This window comes from Devosia aquimaris (assembly GCF_020169335.1).
GTDB lineage: Bacteria > Pseudomonadota > Alphaproteobacteria > Rhizobiales > Devosiaceae > Devosia > Devosia aquimaris.
Window position 1 is genome coordinate 2,405,832 of record NZ_JAIEZN010000001.1, and the last position, 13,199, is coordinate 2,419,030.

A 13,199-nucleotide genomic window follows, 5' to 3' on the forward strand; every position below is an offset into this window, starting at 1 on the left:
ACACGCCTCACGGAGACTTCTGCATGGCCGACATTATCGAGCTTAAGGCAACCGACCTCGCGGCCATGCTGTGCAGCCGCGTCTGCCATGACCTGATCAACCCCATCGGCGCCATCGGCAATGGCCTGGAAGTGCTCGGTGACCCCAATCAGGCCGAAATGGCCGAAGGCGCCCGTGACCTGATCGCCAGCGCCGCCCGCCAGAGCCGGGCCAAGCTGGAATTCGCCCGCCTGGCCTATGGCGCGTCGTCCACCTCGGGCACCGATATCGATACGCGCGAATGCGAGCGCGTCGCCCGCATCCTGTTCGAGATCGAGAAGGCCGATCTGGAATGGAATGTGCCGCTGATCCTGCTGCCCAAGCACAAGGCCAAGCTGTTCATGAACATGCTGCTGATCGCGGCCATGTCCGTGCCGCGCGGCGGCCAGGTTACGGCGAGCATCACCGGCGATGCCGGCAATGAAGTGTTCGAGTTCACCTCCAAGAGCGATCCCGAGAAGCGCCAGAAGACCCTGGTCCCCTCCGGCGCCGCCGGCCTGCTCGCCGGCACGCCCGACGAGGGCTTTGTCGATGCGCGCGGCATCCAGCCCTTCTACACCGGCTTGCTGGCCCGCATGACCGAGATGGACATCAGCATCGGCATCACCGACGACGTCTTCCGCTTCACCGCCACGCCTAAAGCCGCCGCCGCGGCAGTTTAAGTCCTAGCATTTCCATAACCAATTCATAGGAAGTGATCGCTAGGATCGACGCAGGTGTGACCCGCCTCGGAGCCTTGTTCAGATGAAATCCTGCCTGATTGTCGATGACTCTGCCGTGGTCCGCAAGGTCGCGCGCCGCATCCTCGAGAACATGGATTACATTGTCGATGAGGCCGAGGACGGGCAGGAAGCATTCGACAAGTGCCGCCAGGAAATGCCCGACGCCATCCTGCTCGATTGGAGCATGCCCATCCTGAGCGGCTTGCAGTTTCTCAAGCTGCTGCGGGGCTATGAGGGTGGCGACAAGCCACGCGTGGTCTATTGCACCGTCGAGAACGACATCGGCGCCATCGCCATGGCGCTCAAGGCCGGTGCCAGCGACTACATGATGAAGCCCTTTGATCGCACCATCCTGGAAGCCAAGTTCGAAACCGACCTGGCCGCCTGATCAACTGGCCAGGGCCCGTCGCTCGTCCTCCAGCCGCCCCAGCAGGAATGCCTTTTCGCGGGCATTGCGCGTCAACCCGGCGGCCCGCTCAAATTCCTCTGCCGCCTCGGCATGCCGGCCCAGCCGGCCCAGCATGTCGCCGCGAACGCTGTAGAGCAGATGATAGCGCGCCAGCGCAGGATCGCCGCGAATGGAGTCGATCAGCGCCAAGCCGGCAGCAGGCCCCTCGGCCATCGACAGCGCCACCGCCCGGTTGAGCTCGACAACGCTTGAGGGCGTCACCTGCGCCAGCTGCCCATAGAGCCCGGCAATGCGGGCCCAATCGGTGTCTGCGGCAATGCGCGCGCGCGCATGGCAGGCCGCTATGGCCGCCTGCAGGGTGTAGGGCCCGTTCTCCCCGCCCAGCGCAATGGCCTGGTCCAGCGCCGACAATCCCCGCGCAATGGCCTGATGATCCCAGCGGTTGCGATCCTGATCGAGCAACAGCACGGGTTCGCCATCCGCGCCCATGCGCGCGGCCATGCGGGAGGCCTGGATCTCCATCAGCGCCACAAGGCCATGCACTTCGCTGTCCCGCGGCGCCAGCCCGGCCAGCACCTGCCCCAGCCGGATCGCCTCCCGGCTCAACTGCGGCCGCATCCAGTCGTCTCCGGCCGTGGCCGAATAGCCTTCGTTGAAGATCAGGTAGATCACGCCCAGAACCGAGGCCAGCCGCTCGGCCCGCTCCGGCCCGCTGGGCACGGCATAGGGAATCTGGGCCGTGGCAATGGTCTTTTTGGCCCGCACGATGCGCTGGCCAATGGTCGGTTCCGCCACCAGGAACGCCCGCGCGATCTCCTCGGTTGTCAAACCGCCCACCAGCCGCAGCGTCAGGGCCACCTGGGCCTCGGCCGGCAGAATGGGGTGGCAGGCGGTAAAAATCATCTTGAGCAGGTCGTCGCCGACCTCATCATCCATCTGCTCGTGCAGCGCCTCGATGGCGTCATCGCCAGCGCTGTCCATGTCGCGGCCGATCTCGGCCAGCTTGTCGCGCGCCATGCTGCGATGGCGGAACATGTCGATCGCCCGCCGCTTGGCAGTCTGCATCAGCCAGGCCGCCGGGTTGTCGGGCACGCCGCGCTCCGGCCAGGTCTTGAGCGCCACCAGCAGCGCATCCTGCGCCAGCTCCTCGGCCAGCGAAATGTCGCGCACAACCCGCGTCAGCCCGGCGATCAGCCTGGGTTGCTCGGTTCGGAACACATCCTTGATGGCATGGTGCGTGGGCGATTCTACGGTCATGATGGGGATGAAACCAGCATAAGGCGCCAGCGACAATCCGCGCGTGTACCAACACGACGAAAAACCCCGCGCGACTGTGTCGCGCGGGGCTCAAAGGCTTGAACGTCCTGATTGATATCAGGCGACGTTTTCCGAATAGCTGTCGTTCTCGTCGGGCTCGCGCAGCACATAGCCGCGGCCCCACACGGTCTCGATATAGTTCTTGCCGCCGGTGGCCACGCTGAGCTTCTTGCGCAGCTTGCAGATGAACACGTCGATGATCTTGAGCTCGGGCTCGTCCATACCGCCATAGAGGTGGTTGAGGAACATTTCCTTGGTGAGCGTGGTTCCCTTGCGGAGGGAAAGCAGCTCGAGCATCTGATATTCCTTGCCAGTCAGATGCACGCGCTGGGCCTGCACTTCGACAGTCTTGGTATCGAGATTGACGGTCAGCTCGCCCGTGCTGATGACCGACTGGGCATGACCCTTGGACCGCCGAACGATGGCGTGGATGCGGGCCACGAGCTCGTCCTTGTGGAAAGGCTTGGTCATGTAGTCGTCGGCACCAAAGCCCAGGCCGCGCACCTTGTCCTCGATACCGGCAAGGCCGGACAGGATCAGGATTGGCGTCTGCACCTTTGCGACGCGGAGGGTGCGCAGCACCTCATAACCGCTCATGTCGGGCAGATTGAGATCGAGAAGAATGATATCGTAGTCGTAGAGTTTGCCGAGATCGACGCCTTCCTCACCCAGATCGGTGGTGTAGACATTGAAGCTCTCGGACTTCAGCATCAGTTCGATGCTCTGCGCCGTAGCGCTGTCGTCCTCTATAAGGAGTACCCGCATTATATTCCCCTTGTCATTCGTTCCTGCTGGAACCGTGGGACCTGGCCTGCCCACGCCAACCCTACTGGATATGACTGAACCCTAAGTCCAAATAGTTAACAAAGTTTAATTCGGTTCGGCAATACGCAAAGAGCGTTAGGGTGAATTAAGTCTAAGTCATTGAAATTTAAGGGTTAATCTTATCAATTTTTCTTAAGAAAATGGTTTAACTACCGCCTCCAAGCGACTCTCGGGACTCAAGCAATCCGGGGTATGGCGGGGGTTTGGACCGGTCGGGGCGCACACGGGCGCGCGGAGCGATCAACAAGGTGAAATAGCGCCTTTTGCTTAACGATGGGTTACTGTCTGATTCGTGGTTCGGCCCAGCCCAGCAGCGGCGGAAACCTTAATGCGAAATGAACGAATCCGGGATTGAACACAGATGAAGGCCCTGATCTCGGCCATCGAGGCCATTGACGACATCGAGGTCTATGGTCGGGTCAAATCCGTGCAGGGCCTGCTGATCGAAATCGTGGGCCCGGTGCGCGAACTGCGGGTCGGCGGTCGGGTGCAGATCGAAAGCACCGATGGCGAATTTCTCGCCGCTGAGATCATCGGCTTCAAGGATGGCCGGGCCCTCTGCCTGCCCTTCGGCCAGCTCTCGGGCGTGCGCCTGGGCTGCAAGGCCATCTTCCAGCGCAGCGACGGCGCCGCCTTCCCCTCAGAGGCTTGGCTGGGTCGCGTCATCAATGCGGTGGGCGAGCCCATCGACGGCAAGGGACCGCTTGAGCGTGGTCCAACCCCCTATCCGCTGCGGCAGAACCCTCTTCTCGCGCATGACCGCGTGCGCGTGGGCGAACCGCTCGACCTGGGCGTGCGGTGCCTCAACACCTTCACCACCGTCTGCGAGGGCCAGCGCCTGGGCATCTTCGCCGGCTCCGGTGTCGGCAAGTCGGTGCTGATGAGCATGCTGGCCCGCAACACCAATGTCGATGTCGCCGTCATCGGGCTGATCGGTGAGCGCGGCCGAGAGGTGCATGAGTTCATCCAGGAATATCTCGGTGAAGCCGGGCTGGCCAACGCCGTGGTGGTGGTGGCGACATCGGACGAAGCGGCGCTGATGCGGCGCCAGGCGGCCTATATGAGCCTGACCTTGTCCGAATATTTCCGCGACCAGGGCAAGCGCGTGCTCTGCATGATGGATAGCCTGACCCGCTTTGCCATGGCCCAGCGCGAGATCGGCCTGGCCATTGGCGAACCGCCCACGGCAAAGGGCTACCCGCCCACAGTGTTCACAGAATTGCCACGATTGTTGGAACGGGCGGGTCCGGGAACACCAACGACCGGTTCTGTTACCGGACTCTTTACCGTTTTGGTTGAAGGTGATGATCACAACGAGCCTATCGCGGACGCCGTGCGCGGCATTCTGGATGGGCACATTGTAATGGAGCGCGGCATCGCCGAGCGGGGACGCTACCCCGCCGTCAACGTGCTCCGGTCCATCTCGCGCACCATGCCAGGGTGCGTACCGGTCAGTTTCAGACCGGTCCTGGCCAAGGCGCGGGAGCTCATGTCGATCTATTCCGACATGGAGGAGCTGATCCGGCTGGGGGCTTACCGGAAAGGGTCAGATCCGAAAGTGGACCGCGCGATCGCCATCAACCCGGCGCTTGAGGCTTTTTTGAGCCAGGACCGGGAAGAGACGACGACAGTGGCGGAGGGCTATCAAATGCTCGAGGCCATTATCGCCGAAGCGGGCGCGGCAGACTGATGGGGCAAGGTATCAGCCTCGGAACTGACTTGGTGTGTAAGGAGTACAAGTCTTGAAATCGCGTAGCGAGAGCCTCATCCGGCTCAAGAAGTTTCAAGTTGACGAGAAGCGCCGCCAGGTTGCGCAGATCGAAATGATGGTCAACGATTTCGTGCGCATGGCGTCCGAACTCGACCAGCAGATCGAGATCGAGCATACCAAGACCGGCATTTCCGACATTGCTCATTTCGCCTATTCGACCTTTGCCAAGGCCGCCCTGAGCCGCCGCGACAATCTGCTGGCCTCGGCCAACGACATGCGCGGCAAGCTCGAAGCCGCCCAGGACGCCCTGGCCGAAGCGCTCGAAGATCTCAAGAAGGTGGAACTGCTCGACCAGCGCGAACACCAGCGCGAGGCTGCCGAACAGCTCAAGGCCGAACAGGCCGAATACGACGAGATCGGTCGCCTGCGCTTCCGCACGCAGTAATCGCGCTATTCAGCATCGTAATGGGCCCGCCAATGCGGGCCCTTTGGCACGTCATGTGCCCAGCGCATTGTTCCTGGCCACCGCCACCAGGTCCCACAGCCGCGCCTTGCCCAGGATCAGCAGCCATGGCGTCTCATCGGCCGGCACAATCTCGACGCGCCCGCCCGTGCCCTCGTTGGACGTGCCCAGGAGCCCGCCCGGCTCCAGGGTCAACCCATCCACCGGATAGTACAGACCGGTCGAGCGCACAAAGCTGATCGGCAGCAGCGGATGGATGGAAATCCGCTCGCGCGGCGCCGCCTCAAAGGCCACCGCCCCCACCACGGCCAGGGCCACGTCCACCTCGTCCACCACCAGCAGCCGGCGCTCGGGCGCGAACTGCAGCACGGCACTCAGCGCCGCCAGCGTATGGTCGAGCCGCTTGCCCGTCATGCCGACCGCCAGCGTTACCGGCGCACTGGTCGAATAGAGCGCCTTCTGAAAATCGGTGGTCACCTGTTCGGGAATGTGAATCACCTGCGTGCGCTCTGCCCAGGCCGCACGGTCCCCGAGCGAATCGAGGTCGCCGATGATCGCGGCAGGCACCAGCCCCGCATCCCCGATGGCATCCCCGCCCCCGTCTGCCCCCACCAGTTCCACGCCGTGTTCGGCCAGGCTGCGCAGCAGTCCGGGGTCCACGGCCCCGCCGCCAACAATGGCAATTGGGCCGTCAAAGGCGAGGATCGGCGCATCCGCCGGCGCAACGGAAGTGTCTTGCACTGTCACAAAGCTCTCATTAAGTGTGGGGTGTCTCGCTGGGGTGTTCCGGATTTTCCGGAGCTGAGAGTTACCCATTGAACCTGAACCAGGTCATGCTGGCGGAGGAAGTTCGAGATGGCAAGGGCATCTCGTTATGCCGCGCCATTGACACACATCCCCTTCTTTCATGGCCGCAACCGACGAAGGGATGACCCATGGTCAAGTCCACCCGCCTCGTTGCTGCGGTCCTTTTTGGACTGTTCGCGGCACCCGTTTCCGCCCAGGAAACGCCTACGCTCACGATCTACACCTATGATGGCTTTGCCGCCGAATGGGGCCCCGGCCCGGGCCTGAAGGCCGGCTTTGAAGCCACCTGCGGCTGCACGGTGGAATGGATCGCCGCCGATAGCTCAATCGGCACGCTGCGCCGCGTCCAGCTTGAGGGCGACACCACCCAGGCTGACATGATCGTCGGGCTCGACACAGCCATTGCGGGAGAAGCCCGCGACACCGGCCTCTTTGCCGACCATGGTCTCGACCTCTCCAGCCTGACGCTGCCCGAGCCCTGGACCGACGCCCAGTTCGTGCCCTTCGACTATGCCCATTTCGCCTTTGTCTACGACAGCGACACGGTCAAGACGCCGCCGAAATCCTTCGAGGAGCTGATTGCCCTGCCGGCCGATTTCAAGATCGCCATTCAGGATCCGCGCTCGGCAACGCCCGGCCTGGGCCTGGTGCTCTGGGTCAAGGCCGCCTATGGCGACCGCGCCGCCGAGATCTGGGCTGGCCTCAAGCCGCATATCCTCACCGTCACCCGCGAATGGAGCGAGAGCTACAATCTCTTCCTCACCGGCGAAGCCGACATGGCGCTGAGCTACACCACCTCGCCGGCCTACCACATCATCTCCGAGAACGATCAGACCATCCACGCCGCCCTGTTCGACGAGGGCCACCTGGCCCAGACCGAAGTGGCCGGCATTCTCAAGTCGTCTAAGCACCAGGATCTCGCCCGGCAGTTCCTGGCCTACCTGACCTCGGTCGAGGGCCAGAAGATCATCCCCACCACCAATTGGATGCTGCCCGTGACCGATCTGGGCGACCAGCTCGACCCGACCTACGCGACCCTGCCCCAGCCGGCCAAGACGCTGACGCTCACCGACGCCGAGATCGAGGCCAACAGCCAGGCCTGGATCGACGAGATGCTCAAGGCCATCCAGTAGCCAGGCCCGCTGCCGCCGCGCCGCGGCGCCTCTCCTGCATCGCGCAGCGGGAGGCGCCGCGGCCTGGCTCACATTGGGAACACCATGCCCGCCAAACTGACGACCACCACCCTGCCACCCCGTCCGTTCCGCACGGCCACAGCCGCGCTGCTGGCCCTGGCCATCGCGGGCCTTGTGGCGCTGGTGCTCTGGTCCATCCTCGCCGCGGCTGGCGCCTCCAATGGCGGCTCCGGTCGCGTCGACATCCCGCATCTGCTGCGCATGACCGCGATCCAGGCCGGGCTCACCACCGTGCTCTCGCTGGCTGTCGGCATTGCCCTGGCCTGGTCCCTCAACCGCCTGCGCTTTCCTGGCCGCGATCTGGTCGTGGGCCTGTTTGCCTCGGCCATCGTCACGCCCGGCATGGTGGTGGCCTTTGGCCTGCTCTCCATCTGGGGCCGCAGTGGCTGGATCAACCAGCTCAGCCAGTCGCTCTTTGGCCAGTCGATCGGCAACCCGGCCTTTGGCCTGGGTGGAATCCTGTTTGCCCATGTCATCCTCGACGGCGCCTTCGCCGCCCGCATTCTGCTGGCCCGTCTCGACGCCATCGCGCCCGATAGCCTCAAGACGGGCCAGTCGCTGGGGCTCTCGGCCTGGCAGCGCTTTGCCATTCTCGATTGGCATGCGATGCGCGGCAGCCTCCCTGGTCTGGCCGCCATCATCTTCCTCCTCGCCTTCACCAGCTTTCCCATTGTCCTGCTGCTCGGCGGCGGCCCCGCCAACCAGACGCTGGAAGTCGCCATCTACGCCGCCGTGCGACAGGATTTCGATCTGCTGGGCGCCGTTTATCTGGCTTTGACCCAGATCGCTGTCTGCTCGGGCGTGATCCTCATCGCCGCCGCCTTTGCGCCGGTCCCCGCCAGCTTTGGCGCCTCGGTGCCGCCAAGCTGGCGCGACGGCGCCACCGCCCGCCTGCTGCAAGTCCTGGTCCTGGCCCTGAGCACCATCGGCTTCGGTCTGCCGCTGGCCGCCGTTCTGGTCGATGGCGTCACCGCCGGCTTCGGCGCTGTCCTGACCCAACCCGCCTTCTGGTGGGCCAGTCTCAGCAGCCTCTTGGTCGGCAGCGCCTCGGCCCTGCTCACCCTGCTGCTGGCGCTCGGCCTTGCCCTGGGCCGCGCCGCCACGCCCCACGCCCCCATCCGCACCCTGCTCGGCGTGCCGGCCTTCGCCTATCTCGCCGTCCCGGCGGTCGTGCTCTCGCTGGGCTTTTTCCTTTTGGTGCGCAATCTCGGCCTGTCACCGGCCAGCGCTGCACCCGCCGTGGTCATCCTGGGCAACAGCCTGCTGGCCCTGCCCTTTGCCATGGCCACGCTCGGTCCACCCCTGCAGGCCATCGCCGCCACCCGCGGCAAGCTGGTGCGCACCTTGGGCCTCTCGGGCTGGCGCCAGTTCATGGCCGTGGAATATCCCCTGCTCGGCCGCGACATCGGCGTCATGCTCGCCCTCGCCTTCTGTTTCTCGCTGGGCGATCTGGGCGTCATTGCCCTGTTTGGCACCCAGGATTTCCAGACCCTGCCGCTGCTGATGTTCCGTGCCCTGGGCAGCTATCGCAGCAACGACGCCGCGGCCATTGCCGCCGTCCTCCTGGTCGGCACCGTGCTGGCCTTTGTCGGCCTGCCCAAACTGTTCGAGAGGATTGCCAATGCTGCGCGTTGACCAGCTGACCTTTGCCCATCCCGGTCAGGTCAAGCCCTATGTCTTCAGCCTCTTGGCCGCGCCCGGCGAGATCACCGCCGTCTCCGGCGCCAGCGGCGCCGGCAAATCCACCCTGCTCGATCTGCTGGCCGGCTTCTTGACGCCCACGGCGGGGACCATGACGCTGGACGGGCGTGACCTGCTGCCGCTGCCCCCTGAGGAGCGCCCGGTCTCGCTGCTGCTGCAGGCGCAGAGCCTGTTCGATCATTTGCGCACCGACAGCAATGTCCGCCTCGGCCTGCCGGCCCGCACCTCACGCCATGAGGCCGATCAGAAGGTGCGCGCCGCTCTGGAAGATGTGGGCCTTGTCGGCCTTGATCATCAGCGCGCGTCCACCCTGTCGGGCGGGCAGAAGCAGCGCGCTGCGCTCGCCCGCACCCTATTGCGCAATCGACCGGTCCTGTTGCTCGACGAGCCCTTCTCGGCGCTCGACGACGCCACCCGCGCCACGATCCGCGATCTTGTGCTGACGTTGACGCGTGACAGGGGCTGGCACACGATCCTCGTCAGCCACCATGCCGACGACATCGCCGCCATCGCCAGCCGTCGCTATGTCATTGCAGACGGGACGTTGATCGCAACCTAGCCGCGATCCTATTTGTCCCAGGCGTCGAAGACCTTGGTGAACAGGGCCTGCGCGTCATCATCCTTTTCGATGGTGACGATGGCGTTCCGGCCGGTCCCATAGACCACGGCCAGGTCGATCCACTTGCGGCTCTCCAGCAGCTCCTTGTTGGTGGCGGCATCATCCGGCGCCGCGCTGAGCGCGAACAGGAAGGAATTCCCCACAACACGGGCCGAAGCCCCCACCAGCGGCGTACCGGCCACCAGTTCCTGGTTCTTGAGCAGCACACCGGGCAGATTGGCAATCGTGCCACCGATAAAGCTGTCGCTGACCTCGAAGTCCACTTCCATCAGATGGCTCGCCGGCAGGCTCGGATCGGAGTTCTTGCGGATGGTGATGTTGACGCCCAGATTGCGGGCGGGAATGCTCGCATGCGCGACCAGCGTCGGCAGGTTGAGCTCGTCGACGCCCTCGCTCCACTCCACCGTCCCCGAGAACGGAACAGCACCCGTCGTGCCAGATGAGCTGGCTTCCAGCAGCAGCGACTGGCTGCCGGCCAATACGGCCGGATCAACCGATGCTGCAGGGTCATTGGCTGCGACCGTGGACGCATCCTGGCCGGGCAGGCGTTCTTCGCTCTTGCCGTCCGCATTGCCGATCGAGGGCAGTACGGTCTCATTGCCGGTTGGCACCACGGGCTCGGGTGTGGGTTCAAGCCGGGAATCCGGTTCAAGCCCCTCGAGTGTCGTCGATGGCCCTGTCGCTGTGGCTGTAGCCGTATTGCCCGGCGTGGCCACCGAATCCGTCGCCACGGTTTCGGCAGGTGCCGGATCAAGTGTCGGCGTTGTGGTCGCGGTCGCAGGGGCTTCTGCCGGGGCAGTCTGCGCCTGGCTGAACATCTGGTCGACGGGGATATAGCCTTCGCGCCACGCCCACAGGCCGGCGCCGCTCACCCCAACCAGCAGCACGGCAAAGACGATCAGGAAGATCGTCAGGCCCGAGACGGCGCGCGACTCGCGCGGGGCGGTAAAGCCGCTGTCATCGGCATCGTCAATCTGCGCGGCGGCAATCTTGTCGGCGTCAGCCGACGATACCGGCGCCAACACAACGGTCGACTCGCCACGGGCCTCACGATCGAGTGTTTCAATCGCGCGCTCGATGGCGCCTTCAGCTTCAGCGGCGTCGGGCTCGACAATCTCGAGATCGACTTCGCGAATGGCCGAAAGGGCAGGCACCACTGCGGCAGCCGCCGGTGCAGTTGCTCCCATGTGGCGCGGCGTCGCGGACGGTTCGATGCGGCCGGGCGAACGAATCGGCTCAGCAGAATTGGCGGGCGCCAGCGGCGGAACCGTGCGACGCGGTTCGAACGGCGCAGGACGGTTCGCCGGATCGAGCGGGCGAACATTGGAGCCCGGCAGCACGGGTTCGGTCCGCGCTGTCTCCGGGCGCGTGGCCGCTGGCATTGGCGCCGGCTCGGCTGGCTTGGTCGGTGTGTCGACGGTCTCGATCTTGGCGCCGCCGGTGGACGCTGCCTGCTCGATGATCTCCTCGATCGACATGGAGGATGTCGGCTTGGCGGTCTCTATCGAAGGCTCTGCCTGTGGCGTGGCTGCCTCAACGGGTTGGGAGGACGGCGTCGGCGCCGGCGCAGGTTCCGTCCTGCGGGCCTCGATGGGCCGGATATCGGCCGGCTTGCTTTCCACCGGCCGTGATTCGAATGGCCGGTGTTCTGCCGGCTTGGTGTCGACGGGTTTGAGTTCCGCAGGGCGGGTATCGGCGACGGACGCCGCACTCGCCGCTGGCGTAAACACCGGACGCGGCGCGGGCGCCGCGTCGCGACCGAGCATGATGACGGCCTCGCTGGCCTCCTGCTCAACCTGGCGAATGCAATCTTCGAGCTGCAGCCGGTGCTGGGTGATGTCGCGCGCCGGCAAAGGCGGCGTGATCGCACGCAACTGGCCAACCAGTGCGGAACGCGCTTTCTCGTAGACCGCCCGTCGGGCGGCTCCGTTATTCTCCGGCAGCGCCGAGATGGCCCGGCGCAACAGCTCTTTGTAGTCCGCCATTGGTTACTTGGTACTCACGATGTCCACGACGTGTTGTATCAAAAAAACTCAGTCTTGGAATGGGTCAACCACCAGGATGGTGTCGAGCCGTTCCGGGCTCGTCGACAGCATGGCCACGGGGGCACCGATCTGCTCTTCGATGAACCGGACATACTTGATGGCCTGGGCCGGCAGCTGAGCCCAGCTGCGCGCCCCGGCGGTCGTTTCCGACCAGCCTTCAAGCGTCTCATATATTGGCTTAACCCGCGCTTGCGCTCCCATTGAGGCAGGCAAGTAATCGATCCGTGATCCGTCCAGCTCATAGCCGACGCAGACCTTGATCTCCTTTAGGCCATCCAGAACGTCCAGCTTGGTCAGGGCAATGCCCGAAATGCCCGAGGTCTTGACGGTCTGGCGCACCAGCACGGCATCGAACCAGCCGCAGCGACGCGGCCGCCCGGTGTTGACGCCCACTTCCCGGCCGACCGTCGCCAGGTGGCGGCCGATGTCATCGTCCAGCTCGCAGGGGAACGGGCCCTCGCCGACGCGGGTGGTATAGGCCTTGGTAATGCCCAGCACATAGCCGATGGCCGTGGGCCCCAGGCCCGAGCCTGCGGCTGCCTGGCCGGCGACCGTGTTGGATGAGGTCACGAAGGGATAGGTGCCGTGGTCATTGTCCAGCAGCGCGCCCTGGGCGCCTTCGAACAGGATGCGGGCGCCGGCCTTGCGCTTGTCATCCAGCACCTGCCAAACGCGATCCATGAACGGCAGGATCTGTGCCGCCACTTCCATCAGCTCGTCATAGATCTTCTGGGCCGAAATCTCGACCAGGCCCATGCCGCGGCGCAGCGCATTGTGGTGCGACAGCAGGCGCTCGATCTTGACCATCAGCGTGTCGGGTTCGCTGAGGTCAATCAGGCGGATGGCACGGCGGCCAACCTTGTCCTCATAGGCGGGGCCGATGCCGCGCTTGGTGGTGCCGATCTTGAGGCCCGAGTTGGAATCCTCGCGGATGGCATCCAGTTCACGGTGCAGCGACAGAATCAGCGGAGCATTGTCGGCGATGCGCAGGATTTCCGGCGTGATCTTGACGCCCTGCCCGCGCAGCTTTTCCATCTCGGTGACGAAGTGGTGCGGATCGACCACCACGCCATTGCCGATGACCGAGAGCTTGCCTTGCACCAGACCGGAGGGCAGCAGCGCCAGCTTGTAGCTCACACCATCGATGACCAGCGTGTGGCCGGCATTGTGGCCCCCATGGTAGCGCACCACCACATCGGCGCGCTCGCTGAGCCAGTCCACGATCTTGCCCTTGCCCTCGTCGCCCCACTGCGAGCCGACGACAACCACATTAGCCATTGAAAAACCTTCTCCAGGATAGGCGCGAAACAAAGGGGCCGACACAGAGGTCGCCCTTCACTGATTTGGA

At 64.6% G+C, this 13,199-nt stretch carries 12 protein-coding genes and 1 riboswitch; of the genes, 7 read left to right on the forward strand and 5 right to left on the reverse strand.

Going from position 1 to position 13,199, the window contains the following annotated elements:
* Window positions 1-23: 23 nt before the first annotated feature.
* The gene (gene chpT, locus K1177_RS11535) at window positions 24-701 is read left to right on the forward strand and encodes a histidine phosphotransferase ChpT (protein WP_224703440.1); all 678 of its coding nucleotides are present in this window, start codon (window positions 24-26) and stop codon (window positions 699-701) included.
* A gap of 82 nt (window positions 702-783) precedes the next feature.
* Window positions 784-1,149, forward strand: a complete 366-nt coding sequence (locus tag K1177_RS11540) for a response regulator (RefSeq protein WP_224703441.1) — start codon at window positions 784-786, stop codon at window positions 1,147-1,149.
* Here K1177_RS11540 and K1177_RS11545 read toward each other — a convergent pair whose 3' ends face one another.
* Together K1177_RS11545 and ctrA are read right to left on the reverse strand one after the other, a co-directional pair.
* Window positions 1,150-2,427, reverse strand: a complete 1,278-nt coding sequence (locus K1177_RS11545) for an RNA polymerase sigma factor (protein ID WP_224703442.1) — start codon at window positions 2,425-2,427, stop codon at window positions 1,150-1,152.
* 117 nt (window positions 2,428-2,544) lie between these two features.
* The gene (gene ctrA / locus K1177_RS11550) at window positions 2,545-3,252 is read right to left on the reverse strand and encodes a response regulator transcription factor CtrA (RefSeq protein ID WP_137153034.1); all 708 of its coding nucleotides are present in this window, start codon (window positions 3,250-3,252) and stop codon (window positions 2,545-2,547) included.
* Window positions 3,253-3,673: 421 nt separating this feature from the next.
* On the opposite strand from ctrA, the gene fliI reads away from it, so the two are divergent.
* Window positions 3,674-5,002, forward strand: coding sequence for a flagellar protein export ATPase FliI (gene fliI / locus K1177_RS11555; protein ID WP_224703443.1), 1,329 nt, complete (start codon window positions 3,674-3,676; stop codon window positions 5,000-5,002).
* 52 nt (window positions 5,003-5,054) lie between these two features.
* The gene (gene fliJ, locus K1177_RS11560; RefSeq protein ID WP_224703444.1) at window positions 5,055-5,468 is read left to right on the forward strand and encodes a flagellar export protein FliJ; all 414 of its coding nucleotides are present in this window, start codon (window positions 5,055-5,057) and stop codon (window positions 5,466-5,468) included.
* A 51-nt stretch (window positions 5,469-5,519) separates the two neighbouring features.
* On the opposite strand, the gene K1177_RS11565 is transcribed toward fliJ, so the two are convergent.
* The gene (locus tag K1177_RS11565; protein ID WP_224703445.1) at window positions 5,520-6,233 is read right to left on the reverse strand and encodes a thiamine diphosphokinase; all 714 of its coding nucleotides are present in this window, start codon (window positions 6,231-6,233) and stop codon (window positions 5,520-5,522) included.
* Between the two features lie 20 nt (window positions 6,234-6,253).
* Window positions 6,254-6,353: riboswitch (TPP riboswitch) on the forward strand.
* Window positions 6,354-6,421: 68 nt separating this feature from the next.
* Between K1177_RS11565 and thiB the strand changes: the two genes are divergently transcribed.
* The 3 genes from thiB (at window position 6,422) to K1177_RS11580 (ending at window position 9,746) form a co-directional block, all read left to right on the forward strand.
* Window positions 6,422-7,426 carry a thiamine ABC transporter substrate binding subunit gene (gene thiB / locus K1177_RS11570; RefSeq protein WP_224703446.1) on the forward strand — a complete coding sequence of 335 codons (1,005 nt, stop codon included), beginning with the start codon at window positions 6,422-6,424 and terminating at the stop codon, window positions 7,424-7,426.
* Between the two features lie 84 nt (window positions 7,427-7,510).
* On the forward strand, window positions 7,511-9,121 hold the full coding sequence (locus tag K1177_RS11575; protein ID WP_224703447.1) for an ABC transporter permease family protein: 1,611 nt from the start codon (window positions 7,511-7,513) through the stop codon (window positions 9,119-9,121).
* On the forward strand, window positions 9,108-9,746 hold the full coding sequence (locus K1177_RS11580) for an ATP-binding cassette domain-containing protein (protein WP_224703448.1): 639 nt from the start codon (window positions 9,108-9,110) through the stop codon (window positions 9,744-9,746). Before K1177_RS11575 ends, K1177_RS11580 begins: the two co-directional genes overlap by 14 nt.
* 8 nt (window positions 9,747-9,754) lie before the next feature.
* Here the strand turns inward: K1177_RS11580 and K1177_RS11585 are convergent, their stop codons facing one another.
* Complete coding sequence (locus tag K1177_RS11585; protein WP_224703449.1) at window positions 9,755-11,791, reverse strand: hypothetical protein; 2,037 nt, start codon at window positions 11,789-11,791, stop codon at window positions 9,755-9,757.
* 48 nt (window positions 11,792-11,839) lie between these two features.
* Window positions 11,840-13,129: an adenylosuccinate synthase gene (locus tag K1177_RS11590; protein ID WP_224703450.1), complete on the reverse strand. Its 1,290-nt coding sequence runs from the start codon at window positions 13,127-13,129 to the stop codon at window positions 11,840-11,842.
* Between the last annotated feature and the right edge of the window lie 70 nt (window positions 13,130-13,199).